The organism is Kovacikia sp. CALU 1929 (genome assembly GCF_056784235.1).
This window is the reverse complement of sequence record NZ_JBXBCF010000057.1, coordinates 64436-90655: the sequence shown is the minus strand read 5'-3', so window position 1 is coordinate 90655 and position 26220 is coordinate 64436. Positions and strand designations below refer to the sequence as shown.

Sequence of the window (26220 nt, the reverse complement as noted above, 5' to 3'; positions counted from 1 at the left end):
CAGTGCAAGTGGGGATTGTCAGAATCAGGTATTTTTTATTAAGATTTGACTCACTCGTTACAGTGCTCTGGTAGTCGTCGCTTGGGTGATGAGAATTCAGCGACTATCGCTGTGCTGGGTATGGACGGGTTTTCGATCGCAATTGCCTGCTTTTCAGAAGATTGATTTGTTCTTCAGGATCATTTTTGAGACTGAAGCCCTTCAAGCACTCGAATGTTGTTGTGACACGTTTTTATCAACTTTCATTTTTATGTCAACTTTCACAAAGTGGGCCGACGAGAGCAAGTTAAATCAGTACATTTGTCCTCAAGCCAATTCCTATTAACTAATTAACTAACGACACAATCCGTGCAATCCGTCCTGCCTGATGTTTTTATCTGAACATCCAGCTTCAATGACTAATTTGGACGGGACCTCGAAAAGCTCAATCAAGACCTCGCTTAAGTAATCAGTAAATGGATCAACAAGGTTCTCTCATGGGTAGAACAACTGTGAATCAAGACGGACATCAGAATCAGGAATCAAGTGTCGGTTATATGGGTCAGCGGTGGCTGGTGGAAGAGCGGGATGCCTGTGGTGTTGGCTTCATTGCCGATCAGAAGGGCAGAGCCAGCCATCAACTGATTGACCAGGCATTAGCGGCACTCACCTGTATGGAGCATCGGGGTGGCTGTAGTGCGGACGCTGATTCTGGGGATGGTGCGGGGCTGATGACGGCGATTCCGTGGAAGCTGTTTGAGCCGTGGCTTGCTGAGAAGGGCACTGAAGCCCCAGGCAGTGAGCAGATTGGAGTGGGGATGATCTTTCTACCGGCTGAGGCAGAAGCGGCTGCGATCGCCCGCCGCATCCTTGAGCAAATTTCCCAGGAAGAGGGATTAACAGTCCTGGGCTGGCGGGTAGTTCCTGTAAAACCAGAACTGTTGGGGGTTCAGGCAAGGGAGAACCAGCCTCAAATTGAGCAATTTTTTGTCCAATCCCTGACCATTGCTGGGGATGAATTGGAGCGCCTGGTGTATCTGGTGCGGAAACGGGTGCTGCGGGCAGCCTATAACGAAATTCACGGCTCTGCCCATGAGGAGGCGTTCCGTGATTTCTATCTGTGCTCTTTTTCCTGTCGCACGATTGTTTACAAGGGAATGGTGCGAGGAGAAGTGCTGGGTAACTTTTACCAGGATCTGCTGCAACCGGACTACATCAGTGCCTTTGCGGTTTACCACCGCCGTTTCAGCACCAATACCATGCCCCGCTGGCCCCTGGCGCAACCCATGCGGCTCCTGGGACATAACGGCGAAATCAACACGCTGTTGGGCAACATCAACTGGATGATGGCACGGGAAGCGGATCTTGCCCACTCCTATTGGGGCGATCGCCTACCGGAACTGAAGCCTACCGTCAATTCGGAAAACAGCGACTCCGCTAACCTGGACAACGTGATGGAATTGCTGGTTCGCTCTGGCACCAGTCCCCAGGAAGCCTTAATGATTATGGTGCCAGAGGCTTACCAGAACCAGCCCGATTTGCTCAACTATCCCGAAATTGTTGACTTTTACGAGTACTACAGTGGCATCCAGGAACCCTGGGATGGTCCGGCTCTGCTTGTGTTCTGCGATGGCAAGACCGTGGGAGCGACTTTAGATCGGAATGGTCTGCGTCCTGCCCGCTACAGCATCACCCGTGATGGCTATGTGGTAGTTGCCTCAGAAGCCGGAGTGGTGAATCTGCCGGAATCGGAAATTATTGAAAAGGGGCGGTTGGGTCCCGGTCAGATGATTGTGGTTGACCTGGAGCAGCATGAAATTCTGAAAAACTGGCAGATCAAACAGCGAGTTGCCCGCTCCCAACCCTATGGAGAATGGCTGCAACAAAACCGAGTGACGATCGCCCCTCAACCCTTCGCCGATGAAGCTCCCCGCATGGAGACGCAGGAGGTACTGCGGTATCAGGCTGCGTTTGGCTACACGGCAGAAGACGTGGAAATGATTATCGAAGAGATGGCGGCTCAGGGTAAAGAGCCAACCTTCTGTATGGGCGATGACATTCCTCTGGCGGTGCTGTCTGCCAAGCCCCACCTGCTTTATGACTACTTTAAGCAGCGGTTTGCCCAGGTGACCAACCCGGCAATTGACCCCCTGCGGGAGAAGCTGGTCATGTCTCTAACAATGCAGTTGGGCGATCGCGGCAATTTGCTGGAGGAAAAACCAGAGTATGCCCGTCTGCTAAAGCTGGAATCTCCCGTATTGGGCGATGCAGAACTGGAGCAGATCCGCCAGTCTGGATTTGAAACCGCTACTCTGTCTACCCTGTTTGAGGTGGCAGCGGGTCCAGATGGATTACAGCGGGCAGTCACTCACCTTTGCCAGCAGGCAGCGGAAGCCGTGCGGGCAGGCACCAAAATTCTGGTTCTGAGCGATCGCATCAACCAGGCTGGAGCATCCGCTGGGCTGAGCGCAGAATGCAGCTATATTCCGCCGTTGCTGGCAGTAGGCGCAGTTCACCATCACCTGATCCGGCAGGGGCTACGGATGAAAGCGTCTTTAGTAGTGGACACTGCTCAGTGTTGGAGTACCCACCACTTCGCCTGTTTGATTGGCTATGGTGCCAGTGCAGTTTGTCCCTATCTGGCACTGGAAACAGTGCGCCAATGGTGGGCAGATTCCAAAACCCAGAGCATGATGGAGCGGGGCAGGCTGAAGTCAATTCCCCTGGCAGCCGCCCAGGCAAACTATCGCAAAGCAATCGAGGAAGGGTTGCTCAAAATTCTCTCCAAGATGGGGATCTCCCTGCTATCCAGCTATCACGGAGCACAGATCTTTGAGGCGATCGGCATTGGAGCCGATCTGCTGCATCTGGGCTTTTCAGGCACCACCTCCCGGATTGGCGGCATCACCCTTGCCAACCTGGCACAGGAAGTACTGTCCTTCCACTGCCGTGCTTTTCCGGAGCTGACGATCAAAAAGCTGGAAAACTTTGGCTATGTCAATTACCGACCGGGCGGCGAATATCACATGAACAGTCCGGAGATGGCGAAATATCTCCACAAAGCAGTCGAAAACCAGAGTTATGACCACTATTCGCTTTACATGAAGTATTTGCAGAATCGTCCGCTTACGGCTCTGCGGGATCTGCTGGACTTCAAGAGCGATCGCCCCTCAATTCCAATTGAGCAAGTCGAATCGGCATCTGAAATCGTCAAACGCTTCTGCACGGGGGGGATGTCCCTGGGTGCCCTGTCACGGGAGGCACACGAAACCCTGGCGATCGCCATGAACCGAATCGGCGGCAAGTCTAACTCCGGTGAGGGGGGCGAAGATCCGGTTCGCTTCCGCGTTCTGGACGATGTGGATGAAACTGGGCGATCGTCCATTCTGCCTCACCTGAAGGGGTTGAGAAATGGGGATACGGCCAGTTCTGCCATTAAGCAGGTGGCATCGGGTCGGTTTGGGGTGACTCCTGAATACTTGATGAGCGCCAAACAGGTGGAAATTAAGCTGGCTCAGGGAGCCAAACCCGGTGAGGGAGGACAGCTTCCGGGCAATAAGGTCAGCCCTTATATTGCCATGCTGCGCCGTTCCAAACCCGGTGTAACGCTGATTTCACCCCCTCCCCACCACGACATCTACTCAATTGAAGACCTGGCACAGTTGATTTTTGATTTGCATCAAATCAACCCGACTGCTCAGGTATCGGTGAAATTAGTTGCCGAAATCGGCATTGGCACTATTGCCGCTGGGGTTGCCAAGGCAAATGCCGACATTATTCAGATCTCCGGTCACGATGGCGGTACGGGAGCCTCTCCCCTCAGCTCGATTAAACATGCCGGGACTCCCTGGGAGCTGGGTTTGACCGAAGTGCATCGGGTCTTGATGCAGAACCAACTGCGCGATCGCGTGGTTCTGCGAGTAGATGGTGGCATCAAAACTGGCTGGGATGTGGTGATGGCTGCCCTGATGGGGGGTGAAGAATTTGGCTTTGGTTCCATTGCCATGATTGCGGAAGGTTGCATCATGGCGCGGATCTGCCATACCAACAACTGTCCGGTTGGGGTCGCCAGCCAGAAAGAGGAACTGCGGAAGCGGTTTACGGGTATCCCGGAACACGTTGTCAACTTCTTTTTCTTCATTGCGGAAGAGGCACGATCGCTGATGGCACGTCTGGGCTACCACTCCATCAATGAGTTAGTGGGACGGGCAGACCTGCTGACCATGCGAGATGGAGTGAAGCTAACCAAAACCCAGGCATTGAATCTGGACTGTTTGATCCAGCTACCCGATGCCCGCAGCGATCGCTCCTGGATGACCCACGAAACCGTACACAGTAACGGTCCCGTGCTGGACGACCAGATCTTAAGCGATCCGGAAGTGCAAACCGCCATTCAGAACCAGACCCGCGTCACCAAAACCTATGACATCGTCAATACAGACCGTACCGTAGGGGCACGGCTGGCAGGGGCGATCGCCAAACAGTATGGCAACAGTGGCTTTGGTGGACAGATTACCCTCAACTTCCGAGGGGCAGTCGGACAAAGCTTTGGGGCATTCAACATCCCCAATATCAGCCTCAAGCTGGTGGGTGAGACAAACGATTACGTCGGTAAAGGAATGCACGGCGGCGAAATTGTAATTACCCCCCCGGCAGATGCCACCTATGACCCGGCTCAGAATGTGATTATCGGCAATACCTGTCTTTACGGTGCGACCGGAGGGTACCTGTTTGCCAACGGTCAGGCAGGGGAGCGGTTTGCCGTCCGCAACTCCCAGGCGGAGGCAGTGGTGGAAGGGACAGGCGACCACTGTTGTGAGTATATGACGGGCGGCATCATCGTTGTCCTGGGACGAACCGGGCGTAATGTCGGTGCTGGAATGACCGGAGGTTTAGCCTACTTCCTGGATGAGGATGGCAGTTTCCCGGCAAAGGTCAACCCCGAAATCGTCAAAACCCAGAGGGTGATTACACCTGCGGGTGAACGGCAATTGAAGGAGTTGATCGAAGCCCACGCCGACCGGACTGGCAGTCCAAAAGCCAAGACCATTCTGGCGAACTGGTCAGAGTACTTGCTGAAATTCTGGCAGGTGGTGCCCCCTTCCGAAAAGGATGCTCCTGAAGCAAATCCCGATGCAGCGGAAGAAAAGGTACTGACTCCAGTGCAGTAGAAGGGTATGGGCGAGTTTACTGATATTGTCATGGCTAATGGCAGTATTGTTAAACTCGCCTTTCCCGCCTCAATTCTGCCAACTGTTATATTTCAATATATAAAGCGTAATACTTTTTGAGATAACACCACATATAGCGTTTCTTCCTTTGCGAGCACCCCAGAACATGTCATAATAATGCCGCTGTCTGTCCAGGTACCGTAATGGTTCAAGCGCAGGAACTATCTGACCTTTCTAATGTGATCCAGATGCGGCGTAGCACCGCCAGCACAGACGAGATTGCTCAACTAAACTTTGAACTCCCTAGCCCAGAGGATGAGAAGATCCCGGAGATTGAGTTTCAGAATCAGGTAGAGCAGGCGTGGCTGGTGTGCGATCGCGTTAACCTGCAAACCGATATCTGGCGGGGGCGAATTTTACGGGCAGTGCGCGATCGCGAGAAGTGGTATGGTGACGGGCGCGGTACTGGTTTCTTGAACTGGCTGAAGGATCGGGAAATCAGCAAAAGTCAGGCATATTCTTTGATTGAACTGGCAAACAGTGCCGATACTCTGCTGGAGGGCGGCTATCTGGAGCCAGAGGATGTCAACCAATTCAGTAAGCGGGCGTTTGTAGAAACGGCAAAATCCGATCCAGAGGTGCAGCAATTGGTGAGTGATGCGGCTAGAAAGGGCGATCGCATTACCCGCCGCGAAGTCCGCCAGCTTTCCGATGAGTGGACAGCGATGACCACAGATCTGCTGCCTGTGGAGATTAAGGAAAAAGCAGCGAATCACACGATTCCCGCCCGCTATCTAGCTCCCCTGGTAAAAGAGATGAAAAAGTTGCCAGAGGTACATCAGAACCCAATTCGAGACGCGATCGCCGAAAGTCCCGATGTTGAGACGCTGAAACAGGCAACGGCTGAAGCCCGCTACCTGGCGAAATACCTGGAAGCGGCTGGAAATGTGCAGGCTTTAGACAATCCCTCACTGAATCTGGAACTGGCACTGGAAGAGGCTTTACGGCTCGGTTGCTTAAGTTCCACCGCTGACTTAGTCAATCAGGCATCCCAACTGGAACAGACCGTCACCAAGCTCTACCTGACCTGGAAACGAATCAATGCCCTCTCCGATCGCCTGTATGTAGACAGCGGTGCCAGCACTCCCCACCTGCGAACCTTGCTCAGTTGTCTGGGAAACCTGACCAGTGAAGTGATTGAAACCCCATTGGCAGGCGGTGGCGATCGCACCATTCGCCTCAAGGTTTTGTCGAATATTGAAGTCGATTCGCTGGATTAGGGCTTTGTGGGGCAAGGGAATGTGTCTCTCCCTCCATCCCCTTCTCCCCTCTGCTACCCCTCTCCCCCTGTCCTACTTACTGCCTGTAAACGTAACCCCCTGAATGAAGTAGCGGTTGAAGAAGGCATAGACCAGCAGAGCCGGTAGGGTGAACATCATGGAGGCTGCCATGATGTAGTTCCAATAGCTGATGTATTCACCCTTAAAGGCATTTAATCCCAGGGGCAGGGTAAACATGGCTGGGTCAGACATGACCACCAGGGGTAATAAAAACTCATTCCAGGAACCCATGAAAACGAAAATTGTTTGGGCTGCCAGTGCCGGTTTTGCCAGGGGCAACACAATTTGAAAAAAGGTTTCAAACCGTCCCAAGCCATCCAGAGCCGCCGCTTCTTCCAACTCCTTGGGAAAATTAATAAAGAACTGGCGCATCATGAAAATAAACGTGGCATTGATCGCCCCAGGGATGATGAGTCCCTGGTAGCTATTCAACCAGCCTAACGATCGCAGAATTAGAAACTTTGGGAGTAGGGTAATTTGTCCCGGAATCATCAGCGCCGCCAGAATCAGGAAAAACCAGACCTGATTTCCAGGAAAGGGAATGCGTGCTAGGGCATAGCCTGCCATTGAGTTAAACAGCAAGTTGAAGAGGGTAATCAATAAGGCAGCGATCGCACTATTCAACAACCAGCGACCAAATAAGGGTTCCTGGGTAAAAATCTGCTGATAATTTGCCAGGGTCGGGGTTTCGGGAATCAAATGAATTCCGCCTGCGGCAATTTCAGAGAGTGGCTTCAGCGAAGCAGACAGTGCCCAGGCAAAGGGCAGAAAAGTAACCAGAGCATAGCCAATCAGCACGGTGTATAAAAGTCCGGTTGACCAGCGAAGGGGTTTCATATGCTACAACCTAATCTATGCGCTGTTCCCGGAAAAGCTGACGTTGAATCAGCGTTGAAACCATCAACACCACTGCCAGCATTAGGGTTAATGCCAGAGCATAGCCCATATCCAGATTTTTGAAGGCATACTGGTAAATCAACAGCACAATGGTCAGGGTTGAATCATTCGGTCCACCCGACCCGGCTGAAAAGATATAGGACTGATCAAATAGCTGAAAGGTCCCAATCACTCCCATCACCACCACAAAGAAGGTGACGGGTTGGAGAAACGGTAGGGTAATGTAGAAAAACTTTTCCCAACCCGTTGCCCCATCCAGAGTGGCTGCCTCGTACAAACTTTCTGGAATATCCTGCAAGGCTGCCAGGTAGATCACCATGAACAAGGGTGCCGTTGCCCAGGTATTCATCACCATAATCCCCTTGAGGGCAACTGCCGGATCGCCGAGCCAGTTATAGGTCGGTAAGTGAAACCAATCCAGCAGGTAATTCAGCAGACCATTCGAGTTATAAATCCACATAAAGATCAGCGTTAATACCGCTGACGAAGTCACCGTAGGTAGAAAAAAGGCAACCCGAAACCAGGAGCGCCCTTTAATTTGGCTGTTTAACGTCAGGGCTAGAAAAAGCGCCAATAAGGTTTGAACGGGAACGACGATCGCCACATACTCTGCCGTATTCCTTAACGCGATCCAGACCCGTGCATCCTGTGCCATCCGAACGAAATTTCTCAACCCCGTAAATTCATAGCTAACGTCCCCTAAAAGCTGCACCCGGTAAAACGCCAGCACGATCGCATAAAGAATAGGCAAAAACAGAAAGACTCCTGCAATCAAAATTGTGGGAGCCATAAAAGAGTAGCCAGTCATGGCATCCCTTCTAGGTTTGGCACTCATCGAATGTCTTCTCATAGTTAGAATCCTGAGTGCCAAGTAGTTTGTCCCAGAAGGTGAAATACAACCCGTAATGGACGGTGTACTTGAGATGATGAATGGAATGATGGGCAGGACCAATAAACCACCTGCCCAGCCAATGGTGGGGAAACGAGAGTGGTAGGCGATCGAGTCCTAGATGATTGAGTACTGCCCAAACCGTCATCGTGGTGAGTACGGCAATCAAGGTAATGAAATGGAGTGGGATAACGAAAACAATACCAACCAGAAAAAGCGACTGAATGAACGCCTCCAGGGGATCAAAAGCAAACGAAGTCCAGGGGGTAGGATAGCGCGATTGATGATGTCCCTGATGTAACCAGCGAAATAGCCACGGATGGTGAAACAATCGATGGGTGAAATAAAAATAGGTATCTTGAAGAACTAATACAATGCCGTAACTAAACCCTAAGTACCACAGCCCATACTGTTGAGATTGGCTGTATAAGCAGGTAAGACCTCGACCGTACTCTGACATAACAAAGGCTGCCGCCAGGGCAAATATCCCCGCCGAGAGTACCGACAGTTTAATATCGTGTTGGATTGAACTCCAGGAGGGAGGCTGATAGTGCAGACTGGGATTGGCAAAGGACTTGCTCAACGGAGAATAGAAGAACCAATACATTCCCCCTGCCACTAGAAAATACCGTAACAGAATAATTCCAAAGAAGGCGATGCCATAAAATCCAAATGAGTGGTCTATCAATTCAATCTCCTTGCCATTCCCTCTCCAGGTTCAGGAAAGTCTGCCGATGAATGATCTACTATCTCTCTCTTCAATTTCAATTGAGGAGCATCGGGTTGAACTTCAGGGTAGGATGTCTGGAGCGATCGCTGACTATCTAATAAAAAACTCATACTAAGACTCAGAAATTAAACTTTTATAAACACCACAATCGAATCGCACTGACTTAGACCGTGGGCACTGCCTACCTGATGAATTATCAAAGCTTACAGCCCTTAGCAAAGGCTGATTTCAGCGCCATTCACTACAATCATACAATTTATAGATTCTTCTATACTGTACTCAACTGATTTCAGCCTGGGCAAAGTAAACTTTACCAAATAGCAAAAGCTTGGTTCTGTGTGACCTTGGATTAAAGGACTGCTAAAGAAATTTCTCAAAAAGATTTTACCCTTCGACTTCGCTCAGGGCGCAAGCTGGCTGAGCGAAGTCGTTGGCATAGCTTGCCCGTAGGGCATAGACAGCGGGTAATTTTTTGCTGGAAAGCGCCTAAGACCTGTGACGTTGTTTTCGGGCATCGCCCTTGCGCTTACTCACTTCTACTCACAGGGTAATAGCGCAGCAAATCGCATGGCTATCGCTGCAATAGGGCGATCTCACTCTATAAAAGCTGGGCGATGTTTTCATATAGAACTTCGATGGCGCAGAAAAAGTCAATACTACTCAATGCAACAGTATCTCCAGCACGGTAAATTTGGGGCATCCATAGATTATTGGTTTTGCGTTGAAATTGTTCAACCAAAATCTGTTTTTGGTGAATCAAAAGATATTCTTCAAATGCTGGATTTGATTTGTAATCGGCAAATTTATCGCCTCGATCAAATGCCTCTGTCGAGTCGGATAAGACTTCAATGATTAGTTTGGGATGCAGGATAAAGTCTTCATCGGAGCGACGATCGCGATCGTCGCAAGTGATCGCCAGATCAGGATAGTAGAAGAGGTTTAGAGCGGGCAGGCGCACTTTCATGTCAGAGGTGTAGGGAATACAGCCTGTGCCGCGCAGGTGATTGACGAGTAGAGCGGAGATGTTACCTGTGATAATGACATGAGCTTTGCTGGCTCCTGCCATCGCCACCATTTGTCCCTGGAGGTACTCATGTTTGATCGGGCTAATGCGCTCGATCGCTAAATAGTCTTCCGGGGTGAAGTAAGCATGGCTTTTACTAATAGTCATCACCTGTACTCCCTCAAGACTCGTCTTGAGTATATATTGCACTGAGGCTTCAACCCTGAATCAGGTTAAACTACCAATCTTCGACCGCGACACTGTTACAGCCATTTTCATTTGTGTATGCCACCCCGATCCATAAGGCAGTACCATTGAGCACAAACATCTATCTGCGGTGAATGCTTGGGCAGATCATTCATTGACTCAGCCAGGCGATCGCTTGCCGAATCCACTCCTCCGCATCGGCATTCTTAGAAAGCGCAGTCCCTTGCCCCACGGACTGTAGCGCTTTAGCAATTTCGCTGTTGGTATAACCCAATGCCACCAGCGTCATTTCCACATCTTCCTGCACTGCCAGCGCAGGACCGGCCGAAGGAGCGGCAACTACTCCCGCCTCCAGTCGCCATTCTGCCAGTTTCGTCTTTAGCTCCAGGGCAATACGCTCGGCAGTTTTGGTCCCGACCCCCGGAGTCCTGGAAAGGGTACGGATATTTCCAGATACAATCGCCTGCACCAAGCCCTGCAACCCCAGGGTATCCAGCAATGCGACTGCCAGTTGAGGACCAATGCCACTGACGCTTACCAACTGCCGAAACAAATCCCGCTCTGCCATTGACCCAAATCCGAACAGCACGACCTGGTCTTCTCGCACATTCAGATGAGTAAACACCTGGGCATACGCTCCCATCGCCGGTAGATCCTGCACCAGACGCGGCACGATCTGCACATCATACCCGACCTGATTCACCTCCAGCGTCAGTGTTACTCGGCTACCGCTTTTCTGAATGCCTGCGATCGTGCCTTTGAGATAGCCAATCATAAAAGTGATCAGGTGTTGAGGGATGGCGGTCTTTAGTTATAGCAGGCAATGGGGGGTGGGTGATCGCGGCTTGGAAATTCAGGGATCTAAAAAACTGTCAGTTCAGGATTTCATTCATAATCCTAAAACAGGAGCGAGTTGTGATTCTGACAGCCCGATTGTAGGAAAAGAAACTAATGGATCGATTGAATTTCCAGATATTTCAGCAGTTTTGGACGATCGCCAGGGCTTATTGGCAGGGAGATGAAAAATGGCAGGCTAGAGGGTTTTTGCTGGCGGTGGTGGTGTTACTGCTGGCATATACCGGGTTAAGTGTGGTTCTCAACAATAAGCGAGGGGTACTGATTTCAGCCCTTTCGGCACAGGACGAACCTCGTTTCTGGCAAACGGTGGTGATTTTTATCGGGGTGCTGGTCGTCTATGCTCCGCTGCTGGCGGCGTATACCTATCTTCGCGATCGCCTCAGTCTGAACTGGCGACGCTGGCTCACCCACCGATTTGTAGATCACTACTTCCGCGATCGGGCTTACTATAACCTGCATATTTCAGGCGTGACTATCGATAACCCCGACCAGCGGATCGCTGAAGATGTCCGTAGTTTTACCCAGGAATCCCTCACCTTTTTGCTGGTGCTGGTCGAGTCTGTGCTGTCAGTGATTGCCTTTAGCGGAGTTCTGTGGGGAATTTCAAAATCCCTGGTATTGTTTCTTATCCTTTACGCGCTTGTGGGCACCCTAGTTACAACGGTCATCTTCGGTAAACCGCTGGTTCGGCTTAACTATGAGCAGCTTAAAAAAGAAGCTAACTTTCGGTTTAGCCTGGTGCGAATTCGTGAAAATGCAGAAGCGATCGCCTTTTACCGGGGCGAAGAGCAGGAGTCAACCCAGGTAAAACAGCGATTTCTAGACGTGTTTGATAACGTCAAACGGTTGCTGGTGTGGGAATTGAATTTGAATATTGTGACGAATGCCTATGAGTTTATTCCCTTCATTCTGCCTGCCCTGGTGGTGGCTCCCGCCATCTTTGCCGGAGATCTGGAAGTCGGCAAAGTCAGTGAAGCCCAGGGAGCCTTTATCCGTGTGTTTTTCTCCCTTAATGTTGTGGTTGCCCGCTTCCAGGCACTGACCACCTTTGGAGCCGGAATTAATCGCCTCTATACCTTCGCTGAATTTTTAGACCAAACGGAGGCATCCCCTGCCGATTCGGTAGAGCAACCGCCCACAATTCAAACGCTGGAAACCGATCGCCTGTCTCTGGAAGCTCTTACCCTGCAAACCCCAAACTATCAGCGCACCCTGGTCGAAAACCTTTCGATCGAGGTTCCTACAGGACAGGGGCTTTTGGTGACGGGAGCCAGTGGGTGTGGTAAAAGTTCCCTCCTACGAGCGATCGCTGGATTATGGAATTCTGGCACAGGCAAGATTAGTCGTCCGGAAGCAGACCAGATCCTATTTTTACCGCAGCGTCCCTACATGGTGATGGGTAGCCTCCGCGACCAACTGCTCTACCCCAATACCCACCTCAAAGTAGAAGCCGAGCAACTCAAGCAAGTTCTGGAGCAAGTCAACCTGGCAGGCTTAGATGAGCGGTTTGGCGGTTTAGACGCTAACCACGACTGGGCAGATGTCCTATCCCTGGGAGAACAGCAACGGCTTACCTTTGCCCGTCTGCTGCTGAACAAACCGAATTACGCCATTCTAGACGAAGCCACCAGCGCTCTTGATCTCAATAATGAGGAGCGGTTGTATCAACATTTACAGGCAATGGGCACAACGTTCTTAAGCGTGGGGCACCGTTCCACATTAGCCAACTACCATCAGTCGGTGCTCAAGCTGTCTCAGGATAAAACATGGCAGGTAATGCAGCCCAGCATGCTGACTTAACGATTACAGGGTAAGAGATGCCTGACAAACCACTAGTGTTGCAAACACTAAATTTTGCAACATGGGGGCTTGGGGGCTTCGCCCCCAAGAAGGGGTTCCACCCCTTCACCCCTTGCAAAACTTTCGTTTTGCTGTACTAGGCAGGAACCGGATTGGATTCAGAATTAGCAGTTTCATTGGCAATTGAGGCATTTGAAGGCATTTCCTCAAGACTGATTTTGCCGGTGTCTGGAGTGTTTGCCAGGTTCTGATCCTGAAAAACCCTCAAATCAAACCAGAAGGTTGTACCCCTGCCAACCTCACTGACAAGATGGACTCTAGTGCTATGCTTTTCAACAATATTTCTGACGATGGACAATCCTAAACCAGTGCCCTCTAGCGTATGAACCCGGTTTTCAACGCGGAAGAAACGGTCAAAAATCACATTCTGGTCTTCAAGATCAATGCCAATGCCCGTATCGGCAACCTCTACTCGAACAAACTGGGGAGCGTGGTCAGAGGGATCCGACTCCTCACCAGGGGGTAGGTATTCAAAGGGAGGAGTCAGGAAGTAGTGATTCTGAGGGAGCAAAGCTTCGGGATGGTTGCCCAACAGGTAAGCCCGCATTGCTACTTTACCCCCAGTTTCAGTGAACTTCAGAGCATTACCCACCAGATTCGTGAATACCTGAAGTAACAGGTCATAGTGCCCAATCACTGGCGGCAGATCCGGTTCAATGTCTTGAATTAGCTCAATTCCCTTGTCTTTAGCGTTGAGCTGATAGGTTCGTAACGTCTGTTCAATCGGTTGTGCCAGATCTACAGACTCCATCTGGTAAAGCTTACAAGATTCCAACCGGGACAGATCCAGGACATCATTGACCAATCGAGTCAGGCGATCGGTTTCTCGGTTTGCCGTCTCTAAAAACTCCTGCCGTTCCTCATGGCTCAAGTCTTCCCCATACTCATACAGGGTTTCAATAAATGATTTTATATTGAATAGGGGAGTCCTAAGCTCGTGAGACACATTACTGATGAACTGGCTTTTAGCTTCATTCAATTCTGCTTCCCGAGTAATGTCTTGAACCGTCATGGCAATGCCTTTCACATTCTCACGCGCCAGATCTAGAACAGTAGTCAGGAGGATGCGAACGGTCCGTTCACGCAGAGCATCTGGTAAAGAATCAGCCGGTTCCTTAATTGAAATCCGAAATTCTGCCCCTTCCCTTAAATCACCTTTCGCAATCCGGTACAGGGGGCGTGTGATTTCAGTTTGTACTTCTGGGGGCAGTAGACAAAGGACATTGGTACTCTCAACGGGTTTGCTTTCCCATCCAAACAAACGACGGGCAGTAGGATTGACCAGAATCACTTGCAGGTCAATATCCAGCAAAACAGCTCCATCGGCGATCGTGGAAACCAGGGTTTCGAGCTTTGCTTTTTCGGCAGTCAGTTCTTCAATGTTCTGTTCTTCATAGCGCTCTAAGCGCTCTGCCATATCGTTAAAACTGGCGATCAACTCACCCAACTCACCTCCTAAGGGCAGATCGACACGCTGCTTAAAATTACCAGTGGCAATATTTTTGACCCCAACCAGCAATTCTTTAATGGGTTTGGTAATGGTGAGGGCATTGAAGACGGCTCCTAAAATCACCATTACCCAGATCGAGACAAAGACAGCGATCGTCACATCCCGTGTCAGATGAGAGGAGGTGACAACGGTGGGGTTGGGATTGGTACCGATCGCCAATACCCCTTTGTACTGACCTTCATAAAGGAGTGGCACAAATACATCAGTGACTTCCCCATCGGGAGTCAGGTGTTGCCGCACCATCGGCAGATCGGTGTGGTCAGCATAGTTATCCGGCAAGTGAATTTTGCGCCGAATCGTTAGTGAATTCTGAACCTCCGATTCAGAAAAGGGGATACCGAAGAAAATATTGCCTTCCTCATCGGCATACAGCATATAGCGAATGCTGGAGGTGCTGCTGTAAAAGCGGTGGGAAAAGCGTGCCAATTCTGTGTGGTTATTTTCACCCACCAAGGGAGCCACATTTGCGGCTAATAGCAAGCCCAGGTCACGACCGAAACGAGTATCGTTCAACCGGGCATCTTGCTGAATCGTATTGACTGCCCAAAAGGTTAAGCCGCTCATAATCAGAGAGACAACCAGCGTTGCCGCAGCCATCAACTTGGTCTGGAGGGTAAACTCTGACCACCAGCTAGCGATGATTTCTCTAATCTGTTTCAGGAAGGCAACCAAGGGGAATGGGGCAGTAGGGGATAAGGAGTTGAGAGTTGGGGATTAAATCTGGTGATGGGTAATGGGTCGTATTAGTCATTCGTCATTCGTCATTCGTCGTTTGTAAATACCACTGACTACTGACCACTCACCCCCCTAACAACCAACGACTAAGTACTAACTACTATATGTTAACTGGGGTCTGATTGAATCGTCTTGACCCAGTAGCCAATGTCCTGCCGATAGTACATGCCGTCAAAGTGAATACTGTGAACCGCAGCATAGGCATTGGCGATCGCACTCTCTAAGGTTTCCCCCGTAGCCGTTACGCCCAACACTCTGCCGCCATCAGTAACCAGGACTTGCTGTTTCAGTTGGGTACCAGCATGGAACACGACCGCGCCCTGAGTCTCTGCCTCATCAATTCCAGTAATTGGGGTCCCTTTCTGGTAGGAATCTGGATATCCTTCAGCCGCAACCACTACACAGGTAGCGGCTCCTGGTTTCCAATCAATGGGAGGTAGCTCGGCTAACCGCTGCTGAGCGCAGGCAACCAGTAGATCTTCCAGGGGCGTGTCCAGCAGGGGCAACACTGCCTGCGTTTCGGGATCACCAAAACGGCAGTTAAACTCAATTACCTGAGGATCTCCAGCAGGAGTGATCATCAGTCCAGCATAGAGAACACCCCGATAGTCAATGTTTCGCTTTCGTAACGCCGCGATCGCGGGTTCCAAAATCTCTGTCTGAATGCGTTCCATTAGTTCAGACGTGACTATCGGCGCTGGGGCATAAGCCCCCATCCCGCCTGTATTGGGTCCAGTATCGCCATCGCCAATTCGCTTGTGATCCTGAGCGGGCAGCAGGGGGAAAATCGTCATGCCATCGGTCAGTGCCAGAACAGAAACCTCCTGACCGGTCAGACATTCTTCAATGACAATCTGTTTGCCCGCATCGCCAAACTGCCCACCCAAAGCTGCCGAGATCGCCTCTTCGGCTTCTGCCAACGTGGTGGCAACCGTCACGCCTTTGCCCGCAGCCAACCCATCTGCCTTGATCACAATGGGCACCCCCTGCGATCGCACATAGGACTGGGCTGCCTTAGCATCGCTAAACACCGCTGACCGGGCAGTTGGAATCTTTGCCTCCAGCATCAATTCCTTTGCCCATGCCTTACTGGCTTCAATCTGCGCTCCGGCACGGGTCGGACCAAACACCGTCAACCCCTGGTCCATCAAAAAATCTGTAATTCCTGCTGCCAAAGGCACTTCGGGACCGACTACAATCAAAGACACCCCATTGACCAGAGCAAACCGGGCAATTCCTTCAAAATCATTGATCCCTAATGCAAGATTCTGGCAGCGCTTCATGGAAGCAGTACCACCATTGCCGGATACACAGGTGACCTGTTGCACTCTGGGGGATTGTAGGAGTTTCCAGACAATGGCATGTTCACGACCGCCATTGCCAACAACCAGAACCTTCACAATATTTTTCCGTCTAAGTTCATGAACCCAGCGAGCAACTACTTGCTCAGTCAAATGCATTTAATTATGTCATGCTCTCACCGTCAAATGACTAGTTCACTCAACGAAAAAAGTTAAAGTCTTGATGACGTAACATATTTATTACCCATCACCCCTTGCGACCCACCCTTTCACCTCACCTTTCAATTCTCAATTCAAACCTCTCAACCCAAAACATCTGACCACTCACGTTCTATTCCTTGCCATCTATCACCTACCACCTAAACGGAGTTCATATTAATGGGGCGATCGCATAAATACTATCGTTGGATGCCGATCCTGCTAATGCTGGGCGGTTGGGTTCCGGCAATGGAGGCACTGGCTCAACTGGATCAACCGATTCAAAGTTATCCCCCTGGGCAACAGACCCAACCAGATGTCTCTTTACCAACTCAACCAGGCGAAGATGAGCTTAATCTGCCTGCCCAACCAAGTCCATTCCCAAGTGAGCAACCCGCCCCACCGAGTGAACCCGCCTCAACAGCCCAACCCGGTGAGCCGGTTCAGTCCATTCCACCCCTGGAGGGAGCCAAGCCTGCGCCCAGAAAGGACGAGTTTCCACCCAATCCGTTGGAACTGGAAATTCCCGATCCGCTAGTGCGGGAAGACGTGGAACAGCGACCCTTGACACCGGCTGAACGGAAACAGTTAATCCCTGCTCTGAACCAGTTGGATGCCCAGGCAGCCGCCCAACTGAAGGCAGGAGATGCCATCGGTGCTTTTGACACCTGGAACCGGGAACTGCGACTGCGGCGATATCTGGGTCCCGTAGAAGAAGTGAGGGCACTGGGTCGGGTTGGGGATGCTGCCTGGAGAGAAAATAACACCCCCCAGTTACGGTGGATTACGGGACGACTAGACGAAATATTTGCGGATGCCAAGGCACCTACTCCAGGCTTAGGCAACAACGTCAGCTTTGGCAGAGCGAATGTTGCCGATCGCGTCACCCTGCTTAATGCTTTGGGAGCGGCATACCAGCAGGTACGGCTACCCCAGGCGGCTGTTGCTGTGTACGAACTGCTGCTGGTCGAGGCACGGCAGCGCCAGGATGAGAAGCAGGTAGACAGCACCCTGACCACGCTGGGGCAGCTTTACCTGAACTGGTTTAACTACCCTAAAGCCGCTGAAACTTACAACCAACTGCTGGCAAGGGCAAGAGGGCAGAGAAATACCCAAAACGAAGTCATTTACCTGACCCAACTGGCTTATATACATGAACAGGCAAAAGAACCCGCCCAGGCAATCCCCTATCAAGAGCAACTGGTTGGTCTGTACCAGAAGTTAAATGACCCCAAACCTATACCAGCACTCCGGGTCAAAATTGGGGATAACTATCAGGCAGTCTCTCGGTTAGACCTGGCAGAGCGAAGCTATCAGGCAGCTTACCAGCTTGCCCAACCTCTCGTGCAGCTCGGTTACGCCAGCGATGCCCTAAAGAAACTGGGCGTTCTGTATCTTGCCAACGATCGCCCCGATGCGGCTCTGCGCGTCTACAACTTCCTGGTTGGTGTAGAGCAACAGGCGTATAACGTCTACGGCATGATGGATGCCTATGACCAGATTGGAAAGATTTATGCCTCTCGTAAAGCCTACCCACAAGCTGTTACGGCTTTTCAGCGGGGGCTGGTTTTAGCCCGTCAACTCAAGTATAGAGAAGACTACTTTACAGCTCAAATTCAGCAAGTCTCTCAACAGCCGAGACAGTAAGTTTGGTTAGGGGAGAGGGGAGAGGAGAGAGGGGAAGTAAAAACAGTGCTTACTCGCTGATGGCGGCTAATTGCTAGCTGTACCAGCCCATGCCATGATTTCCTGGCAATTTCTAACGCTGGCGAATCTGACTCACTAAATGCCTCAGTTCTGGCAGGATAAGGGCTTCCATCGCTAACGTGACAGCATTGGTAGAACCGGGAAGGGAAAACACTAACCGATCGCGAAAAACACCAGCCGTGGCACGGGACGCGATCGCCCGTGAACCAATCTCCTGATAACTCAACCAGCGAAACAGTTCACCAAAACCTGGTATCGGCTTTTCCAAAAGGCTTTCAAGCACATCATAGGTGGTGTCCCTGGGGGCAATGCCTGTACCCCCATTGAAGATCAGGACATCCAAATCTAAGTCTTGAACGAGGTTGATGAGATGCGATCTAATTTGGTCCGGCTCATCTTTAAGAATGGCGTAAGCCCCTATATGGTGTCCTGCTTTCTTCAGCAATTGTTGAATACGCTGCCCACTTTTATCCGTGTCAATGGTGCGGGTATCGCTAACGGTAATCACCGCACAACGAACTGAAGTCTCAGAAGCATCCGGATGAGGAGTTGCAATCATTCCATCACGACTTGCTGAATCCTAGACCATTCGCTTCAGCATAGCGATTCATAAATCGCACAAAACGGTCAAAGTCCTCTTCAGACTTCATCAAAAGAACGGCTTCAATTGCCTCTGGTTGACCATTAACAAACTTAGCTTTCACCTCGCGTGTCGCGATCTCCCCTTCATCGTCAATCAAATACATGCCGGTAATTTCTTCTGTATTGTCCCGATTCAGAGCTTTGGGGTTCTGAAAATAAAACGTTGCAGTACCGTTACTGCCGTCTCGTGCCCGTGTCACTCGTACATCAGGTACGATTTCCTCATCAAACCCGCGTGAAAATTGAATTCGAGCTGTCATATCCTTCAATTAGAGATTATCAATGTGGAAAACTTTATCCTCCCATCATACGGAACTAAGGGGAATTAGGTAAACCAGGATACGAAGGATACGAAGAGGAGGGGAATGGGGGAAAGAGGTGTTAGGTATTAGAGGGAAGGAAGCCGTTACTAGTCATTGGTCATTGGTCATTGGTCGTTGGTCATTCTCAACTCTCAACTGCTTTTCCTCCTTTCCTCTCTGTCAGCCGAGTGGCAGTTCTTAAAATCTGCCCTGCTAGAATGGCGGCTCCGAAACCGTTGTCGATGTTGACAACGCCAATTCCGGGGGCGCAGGAGTTGAGCATGGTTAAGAGGGGGGCTAGTCCGTTAAAATTGGCTCCATAGCCCACGCTGGTGGGGACGGCAATCACGGGACATTCTGCTAAACCAGCCACGACACTGGGCAATGCGCCTTCCATTCCGGCAACTACGATCAGGACATCCGCATCCGCGATCGCCTGCCGATTATTCAACAGCCGATGAAGACCCGCAACTCCCACATCCCACAGTCGGTTGACTTGAAACCCACACAGTTTAGCGGTCAAAGCGGCTTCCTCGGCAACTGGAAGATCGGCAGTGCCTGCGGAAAGAACGCTAATGGTACCAGCGTGACTGGGAGTGGAAGGGGTAGAATCTCTCGGTTCTTCTTTACCCTGGATAAAGCAAATCCGAGCAAGGGGATGGTAATGCAAGTTAGGGATTTTTTCCCGCAACTGATCATAAACCGTCTGCTCAATTCGGGTTGCCATCACAGCAGGCGTATGAACCGATTGATCAGCGCTGACGCGATCGCGCATGGCTTGCATAATTTGGGCAATCTGGTCTACGGTTTTACCCTGTCCCCACACAACTTCTGGAAAGCCTGTGCGGAGGGCGCGGTGATGGTCTATACGGGCAAAGTCCTCTACTGGCTCATAGTTGAGGTACTTGAGCTTGTCAAAAGCAATGTCTGGGCTAATTTCACCCTGGGCAACAGCCTGAAGTAGATTCTTTAAAACATCGGGTTGAGTCACGGTAGCAAGGGAAGGAGTAGGAGAACTTTATTTACTTTAATGTGAGAGGAAAGGATGGGTGAAGAGTTGAGAGTTGAGAGTTGAAAAGGACCAATGACCAATGACCAGTAACGGCTTTCTTCCCTCTAGCAACTAACCACTCCCCTCACTCCTCAACTTCCGTTTCGCCGCCTGCCACAGTTGCTCTAACTCTCCCAGGGTGTAGTCGGATAGGGGGCGATCGGCAACGGCTTCCATTTGCTCCAGGCGACGGATAAACCGCTGGTTGGTGCCCTGAAGTGCGGCGCTGGGATCGAGATCGTACCACCGGGCAATATTAATCAGGGTAAACAGAAGATCACCTAGTTCTGCCTCCTGATGGGCTTTGTCTAAACCATCCAATGCTTCTCGAAACTCGGTCAGTTCTTCCTGAAACTTGTCCCAAACACCATCAACGGTTTCCCACTCAAAGCCTTCAGCGGCAGCTTTGCGGGAGATTTTCATGCCTGCCATTAGCGGGGGCAGCGATCGCGCATAGCGATTTAACTGGCGGCTCAGGGGGGGGGGGATCGTGGGATCTTCTCCCTTCTCTGCGGCTTTAATCTGTTCCCAGTTGCGGTACAAATCATCCATCGTTTCTACCTGAACATTCCCAAAGACATGGGGATGACGGCGAATCAGTTTTTCGCTGATGCTATGGGCGATTTCGGTCAGGCTGAACTGTTCTTGTTCGCTGGCAATCTGAGCTTGAAGCACGACTTGCAGCAGCAGATCCCCTAACTCTTCACAAATTGCCTCTGGGTTACCTGTTTGAATCGCATCAACCGTTTCGTAGGCTTCTTCAATGACATAGGGAATCAGGCTTTCAGGCGTTTGTTCTAGATCCCAGGGGCAACCACCTGTAGGCGATCGCAGTTGAGCAACGACCTCTACCAAATGCTGAACCGCATCCAGCATTGCTGTTTTGTTTATCGGGTTCTCGGAATGTGCCATGCAGGAATTGCAAATATTACACTTCTTTACTTTAGTGGACGCAGGGCAGTTTCTTACCCCTTTGGGCAGAAGTTAACTGACACTGAATTTTCTAGAGTTTCAGTAGACTTTGGAAACTTTGTCGGGAATAGGAAGAAAATCAAAATATCATCAAAAGCTGTTCTATTCAGCATTTCAACTTAACTTTCTCGAATGGTATTTTGGCAAGTCGTTAAAAACTTTTCAGCGAAATTTTACTATTTCCGATTTGGTTTAATACTTTTTTACTGGCGACTTTCTCAGGTATTGCTTTGAAGTCGTTAGGTATCAAATTGGGAGATTTGTTATGAATGAGCGATTGACTAGAAACTTTACGGATGACTTCAAACAAACCCAAAAGGGCAATCCAGGAAGGTCACTATGGCGTGCGCAGGGAGCGATCGCGCTGGCGCTGGTTGCCATTCTTCTACCTGCCTGTAATAACGTCCGTCAACCAGAGGCAACAGCTCCGGATACGGGTACCGTCACGACTGAGGATGTTGCTGACCGAACCGAGCAACTGATTGGCAAAACGGTTACGGTTCGCAGCGAACCCGTGCGGCAAGTGGGAACCAATGCTTTCATCATTGAAGATGAGCGGTTCTTTGGTAATGAGTCAATTCTAGTTGTGAATGCGACTGGTCAATCCTTACCCGTTCCCATTGATGCGGGAACTGAATTACAGGTTACGGGTGAAGTTCGCAATTTTGTGATTACCGAGGTTGGGAAACAAAATAACTTGCCCTTGCAAGCAGACCTATTTCGGGAATACGAAAATAAACCTGCTATCATCGCTCGATCAATTGCTCCTGCCCCAGCTCCAGGAGAGATTTCTAATAATCCTCAACAGTACTACGGGAAGTCGATCGCGGTTGCTGGCGAAGTAGACGCGATCGAAGGCGTAAGTATCTTTAAGCTAGAGGAAAGACAATTACTCGGTGCGAATGAGTTACTGGTGATTAACGCCAGCCCTAAAACCGCCCAACAGCAGGGATTTAAGGATGGTGAAACGGTAGCCGTTACAGGTGTGCTGCGCCCGTTTGTAGTAGCTGAGCTTGAGCAACAGTATGGCACTGCCATTAGCCGTGATGCCCTGCAACAGTTAGAAGCAGAGTACAAAAATAAACCTGTACTCATTGCCGAAGGAGTTTATCCATCGGCTGTTTCAGGCTCTGCCCAGTAAGTTATACCGATTTAAGGAGATTTCCACCAAACAAAATACCCCACCGCCTACGGCACCTCCCCTTACCAAGGGGAGGCTGGGAGGGGTTCAACGAGGTGAAAATATTCCTGGAAATCACCTAAATTCCTGTGGTTATCACAATTTTGCCCGTTACATGCCCTGCTTCGCTGTGCAGATGAGCCGCTTTTATCTCAGATAAGGGATAGGTACGGTCAATCACAGATTGAATCTTTCCTGACTCAATCTGCTCCTTCAAATAAGCCAGATCAGAACCATTAGATTTGAGCAGAATAATTTTATATTTTGGACCAGATGTGAACCAGGATAAAAAACTCAAAAAGTAGTTGCTGGGATAAATCTGGGTTGTAATGTAAACCCCATTGGGTTGCAAAACCTTTTTGCATTCCGATAGCGATCGATTACCTACCACGTCAAACACAATATCGTATCGAGTTGGATCCTCTGTAAAGTCCTGCTGGGTATAGTCAATCACGCGATCGCTCCCCAAACGTTTAACCAATTCTGAATTTTTTCCACTACACACAGCCACCACTTCAGCGGCTCTCAACGCTTTTGCAATCTGCACGGCAAAGGTGCCTACCCCTCCAGATGCGCCATTGACCAACACCCTTTGCCCCACCTCTAGCTTGCCCTGATCACGGAGAGCTTGTAGGGCAGTCAGTGCAGCCAATGGCACGGTTGCCGCCTGTTCATGACTCATATTCATTGGTTTGAGCGCAGCGACCTCTGCTGAAACCGCCGCATATTCGGCATAAGCTCCTCCTGCAAGCTGGTCGAGCCGTGTGTATACCGCATCTCCCGGTTTAAATTGGGTCACGCGATCGCCCACCTCTACGACCTGTCCTGAAACATCAAAACCCAGGATGATGGGAAATTGGCTCCCAGTCAGAAATTTGAGCATCCCTTTGCGGATCTTCCAATCGATTGGATTGACGCTCGAAGCATAGACCCTGACCAACATCTGGTTCGGCTTAATTTTCGGCTTGTCTACCTCTGCAAACTGCAAAACCTCAGCCGTTCCGTACTGATTAATAATGGCAGCTTTCATTAAGTCTCCTTTATTTTATTGCAGCAATTTATAGCGTTTTTGAATCCAGTGAGGTACATCTTGGGAAAAAGTTCAGGCTCCATCATTAAGCATCAGCCAAAGGAAGCAGAATCAGCATCATTGTTTACCAAACAAATGGTTCAAACGTTGAATCGGATTGTATTATCGTTTAAGCGATTCGCTTTAAGAGACCGGGATAGTTCAGAACTGTTATGTAGTCTGAATTCTGGAAGCAATGCTCCTGATCAAGTTAAGGGATACAAGTTAAGGGATAGATATCATGAATCACAAAATCTTCTTAAGCTTAGTTGCCACTTCTACCCTGGCTGGCTCGACATTCACCCTGTTACTGACAGCAAATCTGGCATCTGCGGTAAAAGTGAGTCCGATCGCCCAACAAGCATCCTGCGACCTCCCCCTTAGCTCCAATCTGGAAGCTACTGTGATGAACTCTATTCATCATAACCGTGCCCGCCTGATAGCCTCGTCTGGGCAAATTTCGCTAGAAGATGCCAGCGTAGACTTCAGTACAGCCGAGAGTGATGCTGCGGTGGCATTGTTTGGCTGCGATTGCCCTCCTTGCATTAATGCTTTGCGTCAGTTACGTCGCCCTTCTTTGCAAAATAATGGACAGGGGCATTGCTGGACGGCACTCCAAAGGCGTGTTTCCAACCAGCAGATAGAGGATGTGCTGCAAACCCTGGAAGCGGAAGAAGCAACTCAGAAAAGTCGTTAATCCCCTCACCCTCGTAAACTTCCTGAGAACTGTAACGAAGTTGTCAGAATTTCGGTGTTTCTGCCCATTAATGTTTCTGTTGCTGTGGGCAACATTGAGTCAATGGACAGGTTGCACACGCTTCAGACAGTTAGGAAGGAAGCATGAAAGGTTCTCGCTACGACATTTCTCCCGCCAGACCTGATCAACTTATCTGGATCTCCCAGGAAGTCAACATCAATCTATCGGCACCGCTTCGCCGCTCTCGCCCCAGAATTCGATTTGTTCCTTTGAAACCGCTCCGCCAATGGCTGGATGGGATTCAAATTCAGAGTCCTGAGGCGGCAAGAAAAATCTGCCAGACCATCCCCTCCCATTGCCCCTTTGAACGCACAATTAAACTTTTCGGACACACCGTTCTGTATATCCCTCCGCTCTGTAAGCTCAATCCGCTTTATGAAGAGCTGGTTGCACTTCGGTTCCGGGCATTGTGTTACTTAGCGGACGAGTGCGGTGAGGATGTGAGCCTGTACTGTTAGCTTTCCCGCTTGGGCAATTGCGTGGGGCGAACGGCGATCGCTTGAGATTGACCATTGCGGTTTACTCTAAATTGAAGAGTATTGCCAATCCCGGCTTCTTTGACCCGATCTTGCACCTGACTGGCATTTTCAATGGGTTTGCCATTCACACTTTCAATGATGTCGCCTGGCTGAAGACCTGCCTGTGCCGCCGGAGAACCCGCTGCCACTCTTCCCACAACCACCCCCCTATCCTGGTTCACCTGAAAACCCAGGTCCGCTTGATTCATTTCTCTCCGCAATTCTGGGCTGAGTTCTGCCATTTCCAGTCCAATGTAGGGATGCTCAACTCGCCCTTTCTTAACTAACTGCTCGGCTGCCTGCTGGGCAGTGTTAATAGGAATGGCAAAGCCAATACCCTGGGCACCTTGAATAATGGCAATGTTCATCCCAATCACTTCTCCCTGGGCATTCAGCAGCGGTCCGCCGGAGTTGCCTGGATTAATCGCAGCATCCGTTTGAATAAAGTCCAGCCGCTCAGTTGGAACACCCACTTCTGCACTGGAGCGTTGAGTCGCGCTGATAATTCCCTGCGTTACCGTATTGCTGAGTCCCAACGGATTGCCGATCGCGATCGCCGTCTGTCCGGGTAATAAATCATCTGAATTGCCCAAACGAGCGGTTGGCAATCCTTTTGCCGAAATTTTGATCACAGCCACATCAGTCACCCGATCCGTTCCCAAAACCCGACCATCAAACTGGCGGCCATCCTTCAACACCACCGAAACCGAATCGGCACCCGCTACCACATGGGCGTTCGTTAACACGCGACCATCCTGACTGATGATGAACCCGGATCCGGTTCCTCGCTGGACCTGTTGGCGTTCGGGAACCTGCCCACCAAAAAACTGCTCCAGCACCGAGTCTTGTCCCCGCGATCTCTGAACGGTGCGCGAGGAGTCAATTCGCACAACAGCGGCACCCACCTGCTGAACAATCTCAGCAATGTAATCAGGGTTTGTGACTGTTGATGGTGCCATCGGGGCAGGCGTGGACACGGGCTGTTCTTGCCCGTCCCGCACGTCTCGAATGGCGATACACCCAGCACTGCTACCGATCGCCAGTAGAGCCAGGTAGAGCAGAGGTTGCTTGAGGAGATATCGCATAGTTTTCCTTGACTCCAGCAAAGTTTTCCAGCAAAGTTTTAAAGTCGTTAGCCGCGTAATTGGGATGTCCTGATGCTTTTGATGGTAATAGTCCCTCCGCTGGTGACATCTGGCTATTGAGTGAGAGTGGATGATCACGCTCCTCTATAAAGGGGTATGCATTCCTGGATAATGAACTGCTCTCGGCTAATCCCATTTCTGTCTTTAGGTCAAGTTAAAAAAAATGCCCTTCAGGTATATTTCCTAACCAGATCTACCC

General features: G+C 50.4%; 21 protein-coding genes. 7 read left to right on the top strand and 14 right to left on the bottom strand.

What is annotated here, in order from left to right; translation table 11 throughout:
- Positions 1-476: 476 nt before the first annotated feature.
- Complete coding sequence (gltB, locus tag AC1S52_RS06930) at positions 477-5150, top strand: glutamate synthase large subunit (RefSeq protein WP_482028286.1); 4674 nt, start codon at positions 477-479, stop codon at positions 5148-5150.
- A 203-nt stretch (positions 5151-5353) separates the two neighbouring features.
- Positions 5354-6430 (top strand): hypothetical protein, encoded by a 1077-nt coding sequence (locus AC1S52_RS06925; RefSeq protein WP_482028285.1) that lies wholly within the window; start codon positions 5354-5356, stop codon positions 6428-6430.
- A gap of 72 nt (positions 6431-6502) precedes the next feature.
- Here AC1S52_RS06925 and AC1S52_RS06920 read toward each other — a convergent pair whose 3' ends face one another.
- The 6 genes from AC1S52_RS06920 to ruvA form a co-directional block, all read right to left on the bottom strand.
- Positions 6503-7327 carry a carbohydrate ABC transporter permease gene (locus AC1S52_RS06920; protein WP_482028284.1) on the bottom strand — a complete coding sequence of 275 codons (825 nt, stop codon included), beginning with the start codon at positions 7325-7327 and terminating at the stop codon, positions 6503-6505.
- Between the two features lie 10 nt (positions 7328-7337).
- Positions 7338-8222, bottom strand: coding sequence for a carbohydrate ABC transporter permease (locus AC1S52_RS06915; protein WP_482028283.1), 885 nt, complete (start codon positions 8220-8222; stop codon positions 7338-7340).
- Positions 8206-8964: a sterol desaturase family protein gene (locus AC1S52_RS06910; RefSeq protein WP_482028282.1), complete on the bottom strand. Its 759-nt coding sequence runs from the start codon at positions 8962-8964 to the stop codon at positions 8206-8208. The genes AC1S52_RS06915 and AC1S52_RS06910 overlap by 17 nt, the downstream gene beginning before the upstream one ends.
- The gene (locus AC1S52_RS06905; RefSeq protein ID WP_482028281.1) at positions 8961-9116 is read right to left on the bottom strand and encodes a hypothetical protein; all 156 of its coding nucleotides are present in this window, start codon (positions 9114-9116) and stop codon (positions 8961-8963) included. Before AC1S52_RS06905 ends, AC1S52_RS06910 begins: the two co-directional genes overlap by 4 nt.
- Positions 9117-9604: 488 nt before the next feature.
- Positions 9605-10177, bottom strand: coding sequence for a Uma2 family endonuclease (locus AC1S52_RS06900; RefSeq protein WP_482028280.1), 573 nt, complete (start codon positions 10175-10177; stop codon positions 9605-9607).
- Between the two features lie 190 nt (positions 10178-10367).
- Positions 10368-10991: a Holliday junction branch migration protein RuvA gene (gene ruvA, locus AC1S52_RS06895; protein ID WP_482028279.1), complete on the bottom strand. Its 624-nt coding sequence runs from the start codon at positions 10989-10991 to the stop codon at positions 10368-10370.
- A 176-nt stretch (positions 10992-11167) separates the two neighbouring features.
- On the opposite strand from ruvA, the gene AC1S52_RS06890 reads away from it, so the two are divergent.
- Positions 11168-12874 (top strand): ABC transporter ATP-binding protein/permease, encoded by a 1707-nt coding sequence (locus AC1S52_RS06890; protein WP_482028278.1) that lies wholly within the window; start codon positions 11168-11170, stop codon positions 12872-12874.
- Between the two features lie 136 nt (positions 12875-13010).
- Here AC1S52_RS06890 and nblS read toward each other — a convergent pair whose 3' ends face one another.
- Together nblS and purD are read right to left on the bottom strand one after the other, a co-directional pair.
- On the bottom strand, positions 13011-15116 hold the full coding sequence (gene nblS / locus AC1S52_RS06885) for a two-component system sensor histidine kinase NblS (protein ID WP_482028277.1): 2106 nt from the start codon (positions 15114-15116) through the stop codon (positions 13011-13013).
- 170 nt (positions 15117-15286) lie between these two features.
- Positions 15287-16639, bottom strand: coding sequence for a phosphoribosylamine--glycine ligase (gene purD, locus AC1S52_RS06880; RefSeq protein WP_482028276.1), 1353 nt, complete (start codon positions 16637-16639; stop codon positions 15287-15289).
- Between the two features lie 219 nt (positions 16640-16858).
- Between purD and AC1S52_RS06875 the strand changes: the two genes are divergently transcribed.
- Entirely contained in the window at positions 16859-18325 is a 1467-nt protein-coding gene (locus AC1S52_RS06875; protein WP_482028275.1) for a tetratricopeptide repeat protein, read from the top strand.
- A gap of 112 nt (positions 18326-18437) precedes the next feature.
- Here AC1S52_RS06875 and AC1S52_RS06870 read toward each other — a convergent pair whose 3' ends face one another.
- From AC1S52_RS06870 to mazG, 4 genes are all read right to left on the bottom strand, one after another.
- Positions 18438-18944 carry a MogA/MoaB family molybdenum cofactor biosynthesis protein gene (locus AC1S52_RS06870; protein WP_482028274.1) on the bottom strand — a complete coding sequence of 169 codons (507 nt, stop codon included), beginning with the start codon at positions 18942-18944 and terminating at the stop codon, positions 18438-18440.
- 4 nt (positions 18945-18948) lie between these two features.
- Positions 18949-19287 (bottom strand): photosystem II reaction center protein Psb28, encoded by a 339-nt coding sequence (psb28, locus tag AC1S52_RS06865; RefSeq protein ID WP_482028273.1) that lies wholly within the window; start codon positions 19285-19287, stop codon positions 18949-18951.
- Between the two features lie 187 nt (positions 19288-19474).
- Positions 19475-20320, bottom strand: coding sequence for a nickel pincer cofactor biosynthesis protein LarB (gene larB, locus AC1S52_RS06860; protein ID WP_482028272.1), 846 nt, complete (start codon positions 20318-20320; stop codon positions 19475-19477).
- Positions 20321-20452: 132 nt separating this feature from the next.
- Positions 20453-21292 carry a nucleoside triphosphate pyrophosphohydrolase gene (mazG, locus tag AC1S52_RS06855; RefSeq protein ID WP_482028271.1) on the bottom strand — a complete coding sequence of 280 codons (840 nt, stop codon included), beginning with the start codon at positions 21290-21292 and terminating at the stop codon, positions 20453-20455.
- 325 nt (positions 21293-21617) lie between these two features.
- On the opposite strand from mazG, the gene AC1S52_RS06850 reads away from it, so the two are divergent.
- Entirely contained in the window at positions 21618-22493 is an 876-nt protein-coding gene (locus AC1S52_RS06850; protein WP_482028270.1) for a hypothetical protein, read from the top strand.
- 118 nt (positions 22494-22611) lie between these two features.
- Here AC1S52_RS06850 and AC1S52_RS06845 read toward each other — a convergent pair whose 3' ends face one another.
- Positions 22612-23562 carry an NAD(P)-dependent alcohol dehydrogenase gene (locus AC1S52_RS06845; RefSeq protein WP_482028269.1) on the bottom strand — a complete coding sequence of 317 codons (951 nt, stop codon included), beginning with the start codon at positions 23560-23562 and terminating at the stop codon, positions 22612-22614.
- A gap of 280 nt (positions 23563-23842) precedes the next feature.
- Between AC1S52_RS06845 and AC1S52_RS06840 the strand changes: the two genes are divergently transcribed.
- Together AC1S52_RS06840 and AC1S52_RS06835 are read left to right on the top strand one after the other, a co-directional pair.
- Positions 23843-24298: a hypothetical protein gene (locus AC1S52_RS06840; protein ID WP_482028268.1), complete on the top strand. Its 456-nt coding sequence runs from the start codon at positions 23843-23845 to the stop codon at positions 24296-24298.
- Positions 24299-24441: 143 nt separating this feature from the next.
- Entirely contained in the window at positions 24442-24816 is a 375-nt protein-coding gene (locus AC1S52_RS06835) for a Mo-dependent nitrogenase C-terminal domain-containing protein (protein WP_482028267.1), read from the top strand.
- Here AC1S52_RS06835 and AC1S52_RS06830 read toward each other — a convergent pair.
- Positions 24813-25961, bottom strand: coding sequence for an HhoA/HhoB/HtrA family serine endopeptidase (locus AC1S52_RS06830; RefSeq protein ID WP_482028266.1), 1149 nt, complete (start codon positions 25959-25961; stop codon positions 24813-24815). The genes AC1S52_RS06835 and AC1S52_RS06830 overlap by 4 nt on opposite strands.
- Positions 25962-26220 lie beyond the last annotated feature (259 nt).